This is a genomic window from Streptomyces sp. E2N166 (genome assembly GCF_003671715.1).
In the GTDB taxonomy this organism is placed as follows: Bacteria; Actinomycetota; Actinomycetes; order Streptomycetales; family Streptomycetaceae; genus Streptomyces; species Streptomyces thinghirensis.
In genome coordinates this window covers 147,557-163,697 of sequence record NZ_RAIF01000018.1, presented here as the reverse complement: position 1 = coordinate 163,697, position 16,141 = coordinate 147,557, and the positions used below count along the sequence as shown (strand labels likewise).

Annotated in this window: 12 protein-coding genes; 9 read left to right on the top strand and 3 right to left on the bottom strand. The window is 71.9% G+C overall.

The window, feature by feature from the left end; all coding sequences use genetic code 11:
* Window positions 1–10 precede the first annotated feature (10 nt).
* Window positions 11–1,642: a penicillin-binding transpeptidase domain-containing protein gene (locus EBH09_RS14980; RefSeq protein ID WP_121747509.1), complete on the bottom strand. Its 1,632-nt coding sequence runs from the start codon at window positions 1,640–1,642 to the stop codon at window positions 11–13.
* Between the two features lie 166 nt (window positions 1,643–1,808).
* Window positions 1,809–3,554 (bottom strand): phospholipid carrier-dependent glycosyltransferase, encoded by a 1,746-nt coding sequence (locus EBH09_RS14975; protein ID WP_121747508.1) that lies wholly within the window; start codon window positions 3,552–3,554, stop codon window positions 1,809–1,811.
* Between the two features lie 109 nt (window positions 3,555–3,663).
* On the opposite strand from EBH09_RS14975, the gene rsmI reads away from it, so the two are divergent.
* The 6 genes from rsmI to EBH09_RS14945 all read left to right on the top strand — a co-directional run bounded on the left by rsmI (window position 3,664) and on the right by EBH09_RS14945 (window position 9,354).
* The gene (gene rsmI, locus EBH09_RS14970) at window positions 3,664–4,512 is read left to right on the top strand and encodes a 16S rRNA (cytidine(1402)-2'-O)-methyltransferase (protein ID WP_121747507.1); all 849 of its coding nucleotides are present in this window, start codon (window positions 3,664–3,666) and stop codon (window positions 4,510–4,512) included.
* A 206-nt stretch (window positions 4,513–4,718) separates the two neighbouring features.
* On the top strand, window positions 4,719–5,156 hold the full coding sequence (locus EBH09_RS14965) for a hypothetical protein (protein ID WP_121747506.1): 438 nt from the start codon (window positions 4,719–4,721) through the stop codon (window positions 5,154–5,156).
* A 42-nt stretch (window positions 5,157–5,198) separates the two neighbouring features.
* The gene (locus EBH09_RS14960) at window positions 5,199–6,089 is read left to right on the top strand and encodes a TatD family hydrolase (RefSeq protein ID WP_121747505.1); all 891 of its coding nucleotides are present in this window, start codon (window positions 5,199–5,201) and stop codon (window positions 6,087–6,089) included.
* Between the two features lie 100 nt (window positions 6,090–6,189).
* Window positions 6,190–7,509 (top strand): resuscitation-promoting factor, encoded by a 1,320-nt coding sequence (locus tag EBH09_RS14955; RefSeq protein WP_121747504.1) that lies wholly within the window; start codon window positions 6,190–6,192, stop codon window positions 7,507–7,509.
* A gap of 80 nt (window positions 7,510–7,589) precedes the next feature.
* The gene (gene rsmA / locus EBH09_RS14950; protein WP_121747503.1) at window positions 7,590–8,450 is read left to right on the top strand and encodes a 16S rRNA (adenine(1518)-N(6)/adenine(1519)-N(6))-dimethyltransferase RsmA; all 861 of its coding nucleotides are present in this window, start codon (window positions 7,590–7,592) and stop codon (window positions 8,448–8,450) included.
* Window positions 8,451–8,457: 7 nt separating this feature from the next.
* A complete protein-coding gene (locus EBH09_RS14945) occupies window positions 8,458–9,354 on the top strand; it encodes a 4-(cytidine 5'-diphospho)-2-C-methyl-D-erythritol kinase (protein ID WP_121747502.1) in 897 nt (298 codons plus the stop codon).
* A gap of 11 nt (window positions 9,355–9,365) precedes the next feature.
* Here EBH09_RS14945 and EBH09_RS14940 read toward each other — a convergent pair whose 3' ends face one another.
* Window positions 9,366–9,974, bottom strand: coding sequence for a Uma2 family endonuclease (locus EBH09_RS14940; protein ID WP_238697315.1), 609 nt, complete (start codon window positions 9,972–9,974; stop codon window positions 9,366–9,368).
* 143 nt (window positions 9,975–10,117) lie between these two features.
* Between EBH09_RS14940 and EBH09_RS14935 the strand changes: the two genes are divergently transcribed.
* The 3 genes from EBH09_RS14935 to EBH09_RS14925 all read left to right on the top strand — a co-directional run bounded on the left by EBH09_RS14935 (window position 10,118) and on the right by EBH09_RS14925 (window position 15,966).
* A complete protein-coding gene (locus EBH09_RS14935; protein WP_121747500.1) occupies window positions 10,118–11,932 on the top strand; it encodes an ABC-F family ATP-binding cassette domain-containing protein in 1,815 nt (604 codons plus the stop codon).
* 235 nt (window positions 11,933–12,167) lie between these two features.
* Window positions 12,168–13,937, top strand: coding sequence for a PQQ-binding-like beta-propeller repeat protein (locus tag EBH09_RS14930; protein ID WP_121747499.1), 1,770 nt, complete (start codon window positions 12,168–12,170; stop codon window positions 13,935–13,937).
* A 151-nt stretch (window positions 13,938–14,088) separates the two neighbouring features.
* Window positions 14,089–15,966, top strand: coding sequence for a PQQ-binding-like beta-propeller repeat protein (locus EBH09_RS14925; RefSeq protein ID WP_193776324.1), 1,878 nt, complete (start codon window positions 14,089–14,091; stop codon window positions 15,964–15,966).
* Window positions 15,967–16,141: the final 175 nt, after the last annotated feature.

Below are 16,141 nucleotides of genomic sequence, written 5' to 3'. Positions count from 1 at the left end.
GCTCTGCCGCCTATCCCCCGGCCCGCAGCACGTCCGCCACGATCGGGCCGGCCGCGTCGCCGCCGTGGCCGCCCTCCTCGGTCATGGCCGCCGCCGCGACGTCGTTGCGGAAGCCGGTGAACCAGCTGTTGGACGTGGTCTGCCCGTCGACCTCGGCCGACCCGGTCTTGGCGCCGATGTCGCCGCCGAGCCCGGACATGGCCGGGGCGCCGGTGCCCTGCGTGGCGGTGAGCCGCATCATCTGCTTGAGCTGGGCGGCCGTGCTCTGCGGCAGGCCCTTGGCGGTGGCGAGCTCACGGTCGTCCAGGCCGGGCGGGACCAGGTAGGGCTGGCGGAACTCGCCGGTGATGGCGGTCGCCGTCACGGACGCCATGTTCAGCGGGTTCATCTGGACCTGGCCCTGGCCGATGGCGTTGGCGGCGCGGTCCGGGCCGCTCACGGCGGGGACCTTGCCGTCGAAGGAAGTGATGCCGGTCTGCCAGTTGTTCTTCCCGAGCCCGAACCGCTCCTCGGCCTCCGTCGTCAGCGAGGAGTCCGTGAGCGGGTCCTCGTCGATGAGCTTGATGAAGCCGGTGTTGCAGGACCGCATGAAGGTGTTGGCGAGGGTGGCACTCATGTCGGCCTTCATGCCGGTGAGGTTCTTGAAGGTCTGGCTCTGCCAGGTCGCCGTGTCGGGGCAGGGTGCCGGGTCGTTCACCGAGGTCACGCCGTTGTCGATGAGCATCGCCGCGGTGATGATCTTCATCGTGGAGCCGGGGGCGACCTGCCCCTGGAAGGCCGCGTTGAAGCCGTCCGCGCGGTTGTTCGCCACGGCCAGCACCTCGCCGGTGCTCGGCTCGACCGCCACCACCGAGGACTCGCCGTACCGCTTCACCGCCTTCTCGGCCGCCGACTGCACGCTCGCGCTGAGCGTCGTCTCCAGCTTGCCGGGCTCGCCCTCGGTCAGCGTCAGGAGCGACGTGTCGGCGGCTTCGGCGGCCGCGTGCCGGACCATCAGCTCGACACCGGGGGTGCCGCCCGCCTGGTCGCCGTACTTCTGGCGCAGGGTGTCCAGGACCGGGCCGAGGGAGGGGTACTTCTCCTTCGTGAGCACGGTGCCGTCGCGGCCGACCGCCTGGATCTGGGGGGTCGACGACTCCTCGGTGACCAGGGTGTCGCCGTCCTTCAGCCGCGGATGGACGACGGACGGGTCCCAGTCGACCAGCGCGCGTCCGCTGGTCTCCCCGCGCACCACCGTCAGCTTGCTCTTGTACGTCAGCGGCTTGGCCGCGCCCTCGTACGACACCTTCGCCTTCACGGTGAACGGCACGGCGGTGCCGGTCGCCGTGCCGGGCGTGATCTCGACGTCGGTGATGTGCGCCGCCTCGCCGTAGGCGGTGAGCAGCGTCCCGGCGACCGTGGCGTTGTTCGTGTACGACGCGGCCGTGGCCGCGTCCCCCTTCTCCCAGGCCGTGAAGAACTTCTCCGTCGTCTCCTCGACCTCGTCGCCGCCGGGCGGTCCGCTCTTCTTCGCCGTCCCGGCGGCTCCCGAACCCCCGCCGCCGTCCAGCGCCGACACGACGTTGTAGGCGCCGTACCCGGCCCCGCCCACCATCACGGCGAACACGCCGCCTATGACGGCGACCTTCACCCCCCTGCCCATCGGCAGTCCCCTCCCCGTTCCCGGCTCCCCGTTCAGAACTTCCGTCCGCCCTCTTGAACGCGTTCAGAAGCAGTTGTGGGTTGCACTCTATGTGCAGCGTGTGACCGGCGGGACGGATGTTTCCGTTTGTTGGCCGAATGGAGATACGGCGTCCTCGGGCCCGGACTCAGACCCAGGTATCGAGCCACATACGTGACCGCCAGTCCTCCATCGGGATCGCGGTGCCCGTGTAGATGGGCCAGAAGTAGATGAAGTTCCACGCGATCAGCAGCACCAGTACGCCCGCGCCCGTCGCCCCCGCGACCCGCCGGGCGTCGCCGCAGCCCGGCCGGCCCACGATCGCCCCCAGCAGCATCGCCACCGCCAGGCACAGGAACGGCAGGAAGACGACGGCGTAGAAGAGGAAGATCGTCCGCTCCTGGTACAGGAACCAGGGCAGATAGCCGGCCGCGATGCCGCAGGCGATGGCGCCCGCGCGCCAGTCGCGGCGGAAGGCCCAGCGCCACAGGACGTACAGCAGCGCGAAGCAGCCCACCCACCACAGCAAGGGGGTGCCGAGCGCCAGGACCTCGCGGGCGCACTTCTCGCCCGCGTCGGCCGGGCAGCCGTCCGAACCGGGCGCCGGCGACTCGTAGAAGTACGAGACCGGACGGCCGAGGACGATCCAGCTCCAGGGGTTCGACTGGTAGGTGTGCGGCGAGGTGAGGTTGGTGTGGAACTCCAGCACCTGCGTCTCGTAGTGCCACAGGCTGCGCCACCAGTCCGGGAAGAGCCAGGACCAGGAGCTGTTTCTGCCGTCGGTCGCCGCCCAGTCGCGGTAGTAGCCGCCGCTGCCGTCGGCGGGGGAGAGGATCCAGCCCAGCCAGGACAGGACGTACGTGGCGAGCGCGACCGGCACCGTCGACAGGAACGCCCAGCCGAGGTCGTACTTCAGCACCGCCAGATGCGGCCGGTGGGCGCCCGCGACCCGGCGGGTGCCGACGTCCCAGAGCACGGCCATCACGCAGAAGGCCGCCATGATGTACAGGCCGTTCCACTTGGTGGCCGCGGCCAGGCCCAGCATCAGCCCCGCCGCCAGCCGCCAGGGGCGCCACCCGAGCCGGAACGTCTCGGCGATGTGCGCGTCCGGGCGGACCAGGCCGTCGTCGTCCACCGGCAGCGCGGCGGCGAGTTTCCCGCGGGCCCAGTCGCGGTCGGCGACCAGGCAGCCGAAGGCCGCCAGCACGAAGAACATCAGCACGCTGTCCAGCAGCGCGGTGCGGCTCATCACGAAGTGCAGCCCGTCCAGCGCCATCAGCGCGCCCGCCAGGCACCCGAGGAAGGTCGAGCGGAACAGCCGCCTGCCGATCCGGCACAGCAGCAGCACCGACAGCGTGCCGAGCAAGGCGGTCATGAACCGCCAGCCGAACGGGTCGAACCCGAACAGAAGTTCGCCGAGCCCGATGACGTACTTGCCGACCGGCGGATGCACGACGTACGCCGCGTCCGTCGGGATCGGGACGTCACCGCCCGAGTTCAGGATCAGGTCGTTGGCGTTCTTCTCCCAGTTGACCTCGAAACCGCGGTGGATCAGCGACCAGGCGTCCTTGGCGTAGTACGTCTCGTCGAATATCACCGCCTTCGGGCTGCCCAGGTTCCAGAACCGCAGCACGCCCGCCAGCAGCGCCACCAGCAGCGGCCCGCCCCACGCCGACCAGCGCACGATCCGGCCGGCCGGCGCCTTGGCCAGGCCCAGGAAGGCCCACAGGCGAGGACCGGGGCTCGTGTACGGCGGCACCAGCCGGTCGCGGACGTCGCCGGCCGCGGGCCCCGCCGTGTAGCCGAAGCGGCGCAGCCGCTGCTGCCAGGGGGGCCGCCGGTCGTGCGGGGCCTGGTCCTGCCGGGTGTCCGTGGAGGACGCGGTACTGGTCACCGCGCCATCGTAGGGAACCGTACTGTGCGCGTCCCGCGCATGGCCCTCACCGGTGGTCCGGATGCGTCCTGGCGGCAGGGCGTCCGCCCGTCCCTGGGAGGATGGGGGAGTGACTGGAACCCTTGTACTCGCGGGCACCCCCATCGGCGACGTCCGGGACGCCCCGCCGCGGCTCGCCGAGGAACTGACCGGCGCGGACGTCGTCGCCGCCGAGGACACCCGGCGGCTGCGCCGGCTCACCCAGGCCCTCGGCGTCACGCCCCGAGGGCGTGTCGTGTCGTACTTCGAGGGCAACGAGTCCGCCCGTACGCCCGAGCTGGTCGAGGAGCTGGCGGGCGGCGCGCGCGTGCTGCTCGTGACCGACGCCGGGATGCCGTCCGTGTCCGACCCCGGCTACCGGCTGGTCGCCGCCGCCGTCGAGCGGGACGTCCGCGTCACCGCCGTGCCCGGCCCGTCCGCCGTGCTCACCGCGCTCGCCCTGTCCGGGCTGCCGGTCGACCGGTTCTGCTTCGAGGGCTTCCTGCCGCGCAAGGCCGGCGAGCGGCTGACCCGGCTGCGCGAGGTGGCCGGGGAACGGCGAACCCTCGTCTACTTCGAGTCCACGCACCGCGTCGACGACACCCTCGCCGCCATGGCCGAGGTCTTCGGCGCCGACCGGCGGGCCGCCGTCTGCCGGGAACTGACCAAGACCTACGAGGAGGTCAGGCGCGGCGGCCTCGGCGAGCTGGCAGCGTGGGCCGCCGAGGGGGTGCGCGGTGAGATCACCGTCGTGGTCGAGGGTGCGCCGGAGCAGGGGGCCGAGGAGGTCGGCGCGGAGGAACTGGTGCGCCGGGTGCGGGTGCGCGAGGAGGCGGGGGAGCGGCGCAAGGAGGCGATCGCCGCGGTGGCCGCACAGGTGGGCCTGCCCAAGCGGGAGGTGTTCGACGCGGTGGTGGCGGCGAAGAACGCCGGGGCCTGACGGTCCTGTTCTTCCACGCGGTCCAAGCTTTTCCTCACGGTCGCGATCCGGCCGCGCTTGACCCGCTCCTGACCATTCGGTCCCTTGCGCCAAGGGCAACCCAAATCGGCTCAAACACTCGGCAGATCCGGTGCTTTCCCGCTGGTGGAGGAGTCCACTGAAGGAAGGAGCGAGAACGGATCTGCCAGCGAACCGAAGGAGCCGGGATGAGCACGAGTGAGAGTGCGGCGCGAACCGCGCTGCGCGCCGGAGCCACCGCCGTCGTCCACGAGTCGTACTCCTTCGCCTGCATGCGCTGTGGGCACGGCTGGGAGCAGTCGTTCGAGATCGAGCACCACAAGGGCGCCGACGGCAACGAGTTCGTGCTCTACGTCACGGACGGCCGCGTCGTGCCCTCCCCGCTGACCCGTCCGACCTGCGACAACTGCGGCAACCACCTCGTACGGATCATGCGGCCGGGGCGGGTCGCCTCGGTGCGCGGCGCTGCGCACGGCCTCCACCGGGTGCCGCCGGCCGGCCCCCTGGAGGTGCCGCAGGTGCCCGAGGCGCCGGGACCCGGGGCGCGGGGGCTCACCCCCGAGCGCCGGCACTGGCACCTGGCCGACCTCCTGAACGCCCTGCACCTCCACCGCGGGGCGAGCTGACGGCCGTTCCGGGCCCGGGGGACCTTTCGTAGGATCGGAGGCATGCCTTCGAACGCCTCCGGCCGGTCCGACAAGAACGACGCGCCCCCGCTCCCCGAGCCCCTCCGGGTGCCGGTCGCCGACTCGCACACCCACCTCGACATGCAGTCGGGCACGGTGCAGGAGGCTCTCGCCAAGGCCGCGTCGGTCGGGGTCACCACGGTCGTCCAGGTCGGCTGCGACCTCGCCGGCTCCCGCTGGGCGGCCGAGACGGCGGCGGCGCACGACGCCGTCCACGCCACGGTCGCCCTGCACCCCAATGAGGCGCCCCGCGTCGTCCACGGAGACCCCGACGGCTGGTCGAGGCAGGGGGCGCGCGCGCCCGGCGGGGACGCGGCGCTCGACGACGCCCTCGCCGAGATCGACCGGCTGGCGGCACTCCCGCAGGTCAAGGGCGTCGGCGAGACCGGCCTCGACTACTTCCGCACCGGCCCCGAGGGCAAGGCGGCCCAGGAGCGGTCCTTCCGCGCCCACATCGAGATCGCCAAGCGGCACGGCAAGGCCCTGGTCATCCACGACCGCGACGCCCACGCCGACGTCCTGCGCGTCCTCAAGGAGGAGGGCGCCCCCGAGCGCACCGTCTTCCACTGCTACTCCGGCGACGCGGAGATGGCCGAGATCTGCGCGAGCGCCGGGTACTACATGTCCTTCGCCGGCAACGTCACCTTCAAGAACGCCCAGAACCTGCGCGACGCGCTCGCGGTCGCCCCGCCCGAGCTGGTCCTGGTGGAGACCGACGCGCCGTTCCTCACACCGGTGCCCTACCGGGGCAGGCCCAACGCGCCCTACCTGGTGCCGGTCACGGTGCGTGCCATGGCGGACGTGCGGGGTGTCGACGAGGACGCGCTGGCGACGGCCCTGGCCGCGAACACGGCCCGCGCCTTCGGGTACTGAGCGGGGACGGCACCACACTGCGTAGTCGCGTCGCTTTGGAGAGTGACGCACGCTCCGCTAGGTTCTGGGGGCCCGATCCGGACCCCTGGAGCGTGTCGGCGTGAGCAGAACGCAGTTCGAAACCTTCGCGACCCACGAGACGCACGAGACGTACGCGCCTTACGACGTGCACAGCGCACCGACCCTGGCGTACGGCGACACCTACCGCCCCGCCCACGAGCCGACCGGGCCCGCGCTGCCCCGGCAGGGCGCTCCCCAAACCCCCGCTCCGGTGCCTGGCGACGGCCGGGCCGCACGTCGGCGACGCGAGCGGTGCGCCGGGCGCGCGGACGGCTCGCTGCGCCGGCTGCTGCCGCGCGCGCTGGTCGTGGCGTTCCTCGCGGGCGGCACCACCGCCTTCGTCGCCAAGGACAAGGCGGTCGAGCTGACCGTCGACGGCACCCCGCGCACGCTGCACACCTTCGCCGACGACGTGACCGAACTGCTCGCGCGGGAAGGCGTCGAGGTGGGCGCCCACGACGTGATCGTGCCCGCGCCCGGCACCCCGCTCACCAGCGGCGAGGAGGTCTCCGTCCGCTACGGACGGCCCGTCCTGCTCACCCTCGACGGCCATCGGCGCCAGGTGTGGACGACCGCCGAGACGGTGGCGGGGGCGCTGAGGCAGCTCGGCGTGCGGACGGAGGGCGCGTACCTGTCCACCGAGGGCTCCCGGCGCATCGGACGCGAGGGCCTCGCCCTGAACGTACGGACCGAGCGGGTGGTGACGGTCATGGCGGACGGCCGGACCCGCACCGTGCGCACCAACGCCGCGACCGTGCGCGAGGCCGTCGAGGAGGCCGGGGTCACGCTGAGCGGCCAGGACACCACCTCCGTCCCGGCGACCGGCTTCCCCCGCGACGGGCAGACCGTCACGGTGCTGCGGATCACCCGCTCCCAGGAGGTCCGCGAGGACCCGATCCCGTTCGACGTGCGGCGGGCCGAGGACGCCGCCCTCTACCGGGGCACCGAGGTCGTCGAGCAGGCGGGCCGGCCCGGTCTGCGCCGCACCACGTACGCGCTGCGCACCGTCAACGGCGTCCGCGAGAAGCCGCTCCTGCTGCACACCGAGGTGGTGCGCGAACCCAGCCCGCAGATCGTGCGGGTCGGCACCCGCCCCCGGCCGGCGTCCGTGCGGGGCGCCGACCACCTGAACTGGCAGGGCCTGGCCGCGTGCGAGTCGGGCGGCCGCCCGGACGCCGTCGACCCCTCGGGGACGTACGGGGGCCTCTACCAGTTCGACACCCACACCTGGCAGAGCCTCGGCGGCGAGGGCCGCCCCCAGGACGCGCCGGCATCGGAACAGACGTACCGCGCGAAGAAGCTGTACGTACGCGGCGGCGCCGACTCGTGGCCGCATTGCGGGGCACGACTGCAGGGCTGACCGGCGACGCCCGGACCACCGCGCGCCCGCCCCCTCCCGGTCCGGACGGTCCCGCTGCCGCTCCCGGCTACCCTTGCGGGGTGAGCAGCCCCGCCCCCGACGCCCTCCTGGGTCCCGCCGACGTCCGTGAACTCGCGGCAGCGCTCGGCGTACGCCCCACCAAGCAGCGCGGCCAGAACTTCGTGATCGACGCGAACACGGTCCGCCGTATCGTCCGCACCGCCGAGGTACGCCCCGACGACGTGGTGGTCGAGGTGGGACCGGGTCTCGGCTCGCTCACCCTGGCCCTGCTGGAGGCCGCCGACCGGGTCACCGTCGTCGAGATCGACGATGTACTCGCCGGCGCCCTCCCCGCCACCGTCGCCGCCCGGATGCCCGAGCGCGCCGACCGTTTCGCCCTGGTCCACTCCGACGCGATGCACGTGACCGAGCTGCCGGGCCCCGCCCCGACCGCGCTGGTCGCCAACCTCCCGTACAACGTGGCCGTGCCCGTCCTCCTGCACATGCTCGACACCTTCCCGACCATCGAGCGCACCCTCGTCATGGTCCAGGCCGAGGTCGCCGACCGGCTCGCCGCCGGACCCGGCAACAAGGTGTACGGCGTGCCCTCCGTCAAGGCCAACTGGTACGCCGAGGTCCGCCGGGCGGGTTCCATCGGCCGCAACGTCTTCTGGCCCGCGCCCAACGTCGACAGCGGGCTCGTGTCACTCGTCCGGCGGACCGAGCCGCTGAAGACCACCGCCTCCAAGCGCGAGGTCTTCGCCGTCGTCGACGCCGCCTTCGCCCAGCGCCGCAAGACCCTGCGGGCCGCCCTCGCGGGGTGGGCCGGTTCGGCGGCGGCCGCCGAGGCCGCCCTCGTCGCCGCGGGCGTGTCGCCGCAGGCGCGCGGAGAGGCGCTGACCGTGGAAGAGTTCGCGCGTATCGCCGAACACAAGGAGTGACGAGCAAGTGAGCGTGACGGTCCGCGTCCCCGCCAAGGTCAACGTCCAGCTCGCGGTCGGCGCCGCCCGCCCCGACGGCTTCCACGACCTGGCCAACGTCTTCCTCGCCGTCTCCCTGTACGACGAGATCACCGCGACCCCGGCCGCCGACGGACTCCGCGTCACGTGCGAGGGCCCGGACGCCGACCAGGTCCCCCTCGACCGCACCAACCTCGCGGCACGGGCTGCCGAGGCGCTGGCCGCGCGATACGGCCGCGAGCCCGACGTCCACCTGCACATCGCCAAGGACATCCCCGTGGCCGGCGGCATGGCGGGCGGCAGCGCCGACTGCGCGGGCGCGCTGGTCGCCTGCGACGCCCTGTGGGGCACCGGCGCCTCGCGCGACGAGCTGCTCGCGATCTGCGCCGAGCTGGGCAGCGACGTGCCGTTCAGCCTGGTCGGCGGGGCGGCTCTGGGCACCGGGCGCGGCGAGAAGCTGACGGAGCTGGAGGTCGGCGGCGACTTCCACTGGGTGTTCGCGATGGCCTCGCGCGGCCTGTCCACGCCGGACGTCTTCCGCGAGTTCGACCGGCTGGGGGAGGGCCTGGACATTCCGGAGCCGGTCGCCGCGCAGCCCGTGCTCGACGCTCTCGCCAAGGGCGACACCGCCGCGCTCGCCGTCGCCGTCACCAACGACCTCCAGCCGGCCGCGCTCTCCCTCTTCCCCGAGCTGTCCGACACCCTCGCGGCGGGGCGGGCGGCGGGTGCGCTGGCGGCCCTGGTCTCGGGCTCGGGACCGACGACGGCCTTCCTCGCGACCGACGCGCGGTCGGCTTCCGACATCGCCGGCGTGCTGCGGGCGTCGGGCACCTGCCGTGACGTGCGTACGGCGGTGGGGGCGGTGGCGGGGGCGACGGTGTCTTGACGCGGTGCGCGTTACAACTCGTTGATCGCGGTCAGGTCGACGTCGATGTCGTAGGGCACGTTGACCTTGACCCGGTCGTGGTAGATGCCGGTCAGGGCATAGGTGCCGGTGGCCTCGCCGCGTTCGTAGACCTGGACGACCGGGTGCTGGTCCTGGCCCGTCATGTCGACGAGCCAGTAATGGGGGATGCCCGCCGCCGCGTACTTGTGAGGCTTGTAATCGCGGTCGCGCGCCTCGGAGTCCGGCGACACCACTTCGACGGCGAGCAGAACATCGGCGACTTTGTAGTACGTCTGCTCCCGATTCTGCACGGCTTCCGCGTGGACGACCGAGACGTCCGGCTCCGCGCCGTTGCGGCGGTCGATAACGACGGTCATCTCACGGCGGACCCGCAGTTCCCGGGGGGCGGTGCGGCGCAACTCGCTCACCAGCAGATCGATGACAACACTGTGGAAGTCCCGCTGGGCACTCACGAAAACCAGGCTCCCGTCGATCAACTCGGTGTGCGGCGGGAGATCCGGCAGGGTGAACAGGTCGTCCACGGTGTAACCGTCCACGGGCGGCACCGGCCAGCGCGGGCGGCGGTGCTCTGCGGACTCGGCGGTCATGGTTCCTCCCATGGGCGGGATCCTGCTGCCTGCTCCCCACCGTAGCCGGGTGGGCCGACATACGTCACCACAAAGAGTGACGACCCCCGTCCGCGTCACCCCACCCCCCGGAGGGCCTACGCTTGAAGGCTGATCGTCCCCCAGTCAGGAGAGAAATGGCCGTCAACCTGGTCAATGTCGAGAACGTCACCAAGGTGTACGGCACCCGTGCCCTCCTCGACGGCGTGTCCCTCGGCGTCTCCGAAGGGGACCGCATCGGTGTCGTCGGCCGCAACGGCGACGGCAAGACGACCATGATCCGGATGCTCGCCAAGCTGGAGGACCCGGACACCGGCCGCGTCACCCACTCCGGCGGGCTGCGGCTCGGCGTGCTCACCCAGCACGACTCCCTCGATCCCGAGGCCACCGTCCGGCACGAGGTCATCGGCGACCTCGCCGACCACGAGTGGGCCGGCAACGCCAAGATCCGGGACGTGCTGACCGGGCTGTTCGGCGGGCTGGACATGCCGGGCTTCCCGCAGGGCCTGGACACCGTCATCGGGCCGCTCTCCGGCGGCGAGCGGCGCCGTATCGCGCTCGCCAAGCTGCTCATCGACGAACAGGACCTCGTCGTCCTCGACGAGCCCACCAACCACCTCGACGTCGAGGGCATCGCCTGGCTGGCCAAGCACCTGCGCGAGCGCCGCTCCGCACTCGTCTGCGTCACCCACGACCGGTGGTTCCTCGACCAGGTCTGCACCCGCATGTGGGACGTGCAGCGCGGCGACGTCTTCGAGTACGAGGGCGGCTACTCCGACTACGTCTTCGCCCGCGCCGAGCGCGAGCGCATCGCCGCCACCGAGGAGACCAAGCGGCAGAACCTCGTCCGCAAGGAGCTGGCCTGGCTCCGGCGCGGCGCCCCCGCCCGCACCTCCAAGCCCCGCTTCCGCGTCGAGGCCGCCAACGAGCTGATCGCGGACGTGCCGCCGCCCCGGGACAGCAGCGAGCTGATGAAGTTCGCGTCGTCGCGGCTCGGCAAGACCGTGTTCGACCTGGAGGACGTCACCGTCCAGGCCGGCCCCAAGGTGCTGCTCAAGCACGTCACCTGGCAGCTCGGCCCCGGCGACCGCATCGGCCTCGTCGGCGTCAACGGCGCCGGCAAGACCTCCCTGCTGCGGGACCTCGCGAACGCCGCGTACAGCGACGGGGAGCAGCAGCCCGCGGGCGGGCACGTCCGGGTCGGCAGGACCGTCAAGCTCGCGTACCTGTCCCAGGAGGTCGCCGAACTCGACCCGACCTGGCGAGTGCTGGAGGCCGTGCAGCGCGTCCGTGAGCGCGTGGACCTCGGCAAGGGCCGGGAGATGACCGCCGGGCAGCTGTGCGAGACGTTCGGCTTCGGCAAGGAGAAGCAGTGGACGCCGGTCGGCGACCTGTCCGGCGGTGAGCGGCGCCGCCTCCAGCTGCTCCGCCTCCTCATGGACGAGCCCAACGTCCTCTTCCTCGACGAGCCCACCAACGACCTCGACATCGAGACCCTGACCCAGCTGGAGGACGTCCTCGACGGCTGGCCCGGCTCGATGATCGTCATCTCCCACGACCGGTTCTTCGTGGAGCGCACCACCGACCGGGTCTTCGCCCTGCTCGGCGACGGCGCGCTGAGGATGCTGCCGCGCGGCATCGACGAGTACCTGGAGCGGCGCCGGCGCATGGAGGAGGCGGCCGCGGCCACCGTACTCGCGGCAGCCGCGAAGCCGGCCGCGGAGGCGCCCGAGAAGAGCGCCGCCGACGTGCGCGCCGCCAAGAAGGAACTCCAGAAGATCGAACGGCAGCTGGACAAGGTCTCCGAGAAGGAGACCAGGCTGCACGCGCGAATCGCCGAGAACGCCACCGACTTCGCGAAGGTGGCCGAACTGGACACCGAGTTGCGCGAACTGGCCGCTCAGCGCGAGGAGCTGGAAATGCGCTGGCTGGAACTGGCGGAGGACGCCTAGCCCCGCGCGCGGGGGCGCGTACGGCGTGAAGAGGGCGTGAAGGCCCGTAACAGAGGCATCACGAGCCGGTCCTCCCTTGGGAACAGGGGCGGACGCGGCCCGGTGGTCCGTGCTGCCCGGGTGATAGAAAGGCCGTCCGAGAACTGTCTGAATGACTGCCGTCAAACGACTCCGAGGCCAGCGCGTACCTCGGGACGTGGCTAGAAATCAGTGAGTAATAAGGGGGAACGCGCTGATGAGCCAGCCGCCCAACCAGCCGCCGCAGGGTGGCTTCGGAGCACCGCAGGATCCACCGCCGGGAGGCTTCGGGGCACCGACCCCGCCGCCCCCGCAGGGCCCGCCGACCGGTCCGCCGCAGCAGCCGCAGCCGGGGTACGGCTACCCGCAGCAGCCGGGACAACCGGGTCAGCCGGGTCCCTACGGACAGCCGGGCCCGTACAACTCCGGCCCGTACGCCCAGCCCCAGCAGCCGGGTCCGTACGGCCAGCAGCCCGGCTACGGCTATCCGCAGCCGCAGTTCCCGGGCGCGCCCGGCACCCCGCCGCCCGGCGGCTCCGGATCCCGCAACCCCTTCAAGGGCAAGCCCGCCCTGGCCGTCGTCGCGGCCGTCGCGGCCCTGCTCGTCATCGGCGGCAGCGTGTGGGCGGTCACCGCGACCGGCGGTGACGAGGAGAAGGACAAGAAGCCCGTCGCCGGCAAGAGCGACGACCCCAAGCCCTCCGGCTCCGGCGGTGCCCCGGTCAATCCGGGCGACGGCAGGGGCGACGGCGGCGAGGATCCCGAGGACCTCAACGAGGGCCGCCAGGCAGGCGAGTCCAAGGTGCTCTGGTACAAGGAGGCGCCCGACGCCCCCGGTTCCGGCGCCGACGCCCCCGGCATGTGGATCACCGGCGAGACCGCGGTGAAGGCGGCGTACAAGCAGGTCTTCGCCTACAACGTCGGTGACGGCAAGCCCACCTGGGACCCGATCGCCTTCCCGGAGAAGATCTGCGCGGTCACCCCGGAGAAGACGGCCGCCGACAAGATCGTCGTCGCCTACATGAGCGGCTCCAGCGACCGCGCCAAGTGCAACCAGATGCAGGAGATCGACCTCGCCACCGGTGAGAAGGGCTGGAAGGAGGAGGTCGAGGACGGCGAACTCTTCGACACCACCCTCTCCGTCGAACTGAACGTCAGCGGCGACATCCTGATGGTCGGCCGCTCCCAGTCCGGCACCGCCTACGACGTCCGCAGCGGCAAGAAGCTGTACGACAAGAAGCGGTACGGCGACGCCTGCTTCCCGGCCGGCTTCGCGAGCGGCCCGAAGACGATCATCCAGGTCGCCTCCTGCGGCGCCGGCGGCAACAACGCGCACGACGAGGTCCAGGGCCTCGACCCGAAGACCGGCAAGGTCCTGTGGACCTACAAGTACGAGAAGGGGTGGCGGGTGGAGCGCGCCTACTCCGTCGACCCGCTCGTCGTCTACGCCACCGACGAGGACAAGAAGGTCTGGAACATCTCCACCTTCACCTCCAAGGGCAAGGTCCTCGAACAGGTCGGCGTCGACGAGGACTTCGCCCCCGAGTGCGGCTGGGCCATCCTCGACCGCGACCTCCAGGGCTGCGCGGGCGTCGCCGTCGCCGCGGGCACGCTCTACCTGCCGACCGAGGCGACCAGCGGCGCCAACGAGATCGTCGCGATCAACCTCACCACCGGCAAGGAGAAGTGGCGCGCGAAGTCCCCCGCGGACGAGTCGATGATGCCGCTGCGGGTCGAGGGCGACCAGCTCATCGCCTACGTGCAGCCGTCCTACGACGCCGGCGGCCAGGTCGTGTCGATCGCGACCGGCGGCAGCAGCCACAAGCCGGTCAAGCTGCTCCAGAACCCGCAGGGTGTCGCGGACATCGAGAACAGCTTCTACTCCAAGGACATCGACTGGGTCGACGGGCGCTTCTACATCTCCACCACCCGCCTGACCGGCAACGACGAGTCGAAGGAGAAGTTGATGCTCGCCTTCGGCAAGTGACCTTCTCCGCCCGACCCGTGCGATCGACCCGGCCCGTGCGATCAGCCCGGCCCGTGCGATCAGCCCGGCCCGTGCGATCCGGCCGCCCAGGCCGGTTCGCCCGGCCATCCCGGCCGTCCCCGTCGTCTCCGCTCCCCGAGGTACTCAAGCCATGACCCAGCCGCCGCCCCCGCCGCCCAACCAGCCCCCGCAGGGGGGAGGCTTCGGCCCGCCGCAGGGCCAGCCGCCGCAGCCGCCCACCCCGCCGTCGGGCGATGGGCCGAACCTCGGCAAGGCCCCGGAGCCGGGCTACGGCTACCCGCAGACGCCGCCGCAGGCGCCCGCGGCTCCGCCCACCCCGCCGACGGGCTCGCCGCAGCCGGGGTACGGATATCCGCAGACTCCGCCGCAGCCCCAGCCCGGGTACGGCTACCCCGGTCAGCAGCCGGGCCAGCAGCCCGGCCCGTACGGACAGCCGACGCCGCCCTACGGCCAGCCCGGTCAGCCCGGCTACCCCGGTCAGCCCGGCTACGGCTATCCGCAGGCGACCGTGCCGATGCAGGCCCAGGCCGGAGGGCCGGGCGGCGGGCGGAAGATCAACGCGCAGATGGTGATCATCGTGGCGGCCGTCGTCGCCATCGCCCTGATCATCGGCGGCGGTGTCTGGTACGCCGGCTCCTCCGACGACGGGGGCAAGGACGACACCGCGACCTCCAGCGGGGGCACCGGCGGCAAGGGCGGCACGGACGAGAAGGGCGGTGAGGGCGGCAAGTCCTCCGGCGGCGAGGAGAAGGTGCCCTCCGACCCCGCCTCCAAGGTGCTCTTCCAGGTCCCCGCGCCCGCGGTGAGCAAGGAGGACAACAGCGTCGTCGTCTCCGGCTCGTGGCTCACCGACAAGGTGTACGCCAAGAGCGGCATCGCCGAGATCGTCGGCTACGACCCCGCCAAGGGCGGCGAGAAGTGGACGATCAAGCTGGACGGCCCGGTCTGCACGGCCAGCCGGCACGTCACCGACGACAACAAGACGGTCGTCGTCCACCAGCCCGCCATGCCCACCAAGGCGGAGCCCTCGCACGGCTGCACCCAGGTCGCGGTCATCGACCTGGACGCGGGCAAGAAGCTGTGGACGAAGACCGCCGGTGACCAGCCGATGTCCTTCGACAACGTCACGATCAGCGGCGAAACCGTCGCGGCCGGCAGCACCGACGGCGGCGTGGCCTGGGACATCGCCAAGGGCGACCTCCTGTGGTCCCCGAAGACCACCGACACCTGCTACGACGCCGGCTACGGCGGCGGCGAGAAGCTGGTCGCCGTGCGCAAGTGCGGTTCGTACGACGCACGGCAGCTGAACATCCAGACCATCGACCCGAAGAGCGGGAAGGTGATCTCCGAGTACAAGATGGCCAAGGGCATCGAGTACGCGGGCATCGTGTCGACGAACCCGCTGGTCGTGGCCGCCGACGTCGGCGACTCCGCCGGTGACGGAAGCGGCATCTCGGACTTCTTCTCGATCGACAACAAGACCGGCAAGCTGCTCACCCGCATCTCCGCGCCGGGCGAGCAGTTCGCGGCCCGCTGCGACACCATCACCAAGATCGAGCACTGCTCGGGGCTCGCGGTCGGCAACGACCGGCTCTACATCCCGACCGAGGAGCACGAGGGCAGCGGCGAGTCGTACAGCCGGACCAACGAGGTCGTCGCCTTCGACCTGGCCACCGGCAAGCAGACCGGTCAGCGCGCCGACGCCGGCGACGGCTACACGATCACCCCGCTGCGCATGGACGGCGGCAACGTGATCGCCTACAAGCGCCCGCCGTACGACAAGGGCGGCCAGATCGTGAGCATCGACGGCGGGTCGTTCAAGCAGACCACGCTGCTGGAGAACCCGGCGACGGAGGCGGTGCGGGACGTCGAGTCGAGCATGCTTCCGGAGTACTCCGAGATCCTCTACTCGCAGGGGCGCCTGTACATGTCAGAGGTGTACGCCAGCGAGCCGTCCAGCGCGGACGAGAAGGAGTACCTGGCGATCGGATTCGGCACCAGCGGCTGACGCCGCTCGGCGCACCGCCGGCCGGCTCCACGGCCCCCGTCGCGGCCCCGTCCCTGTTCAGGGGCGGGGCCGTATTGCGGGGGATTTCAGCGATCCGGGGCGGTTCTCGCCGGTAGGGGCAGCGCGACGTCGAGCCAGCGTGTAGCTTCCGGGGCATGAAGGGCGGGGTGGGGGC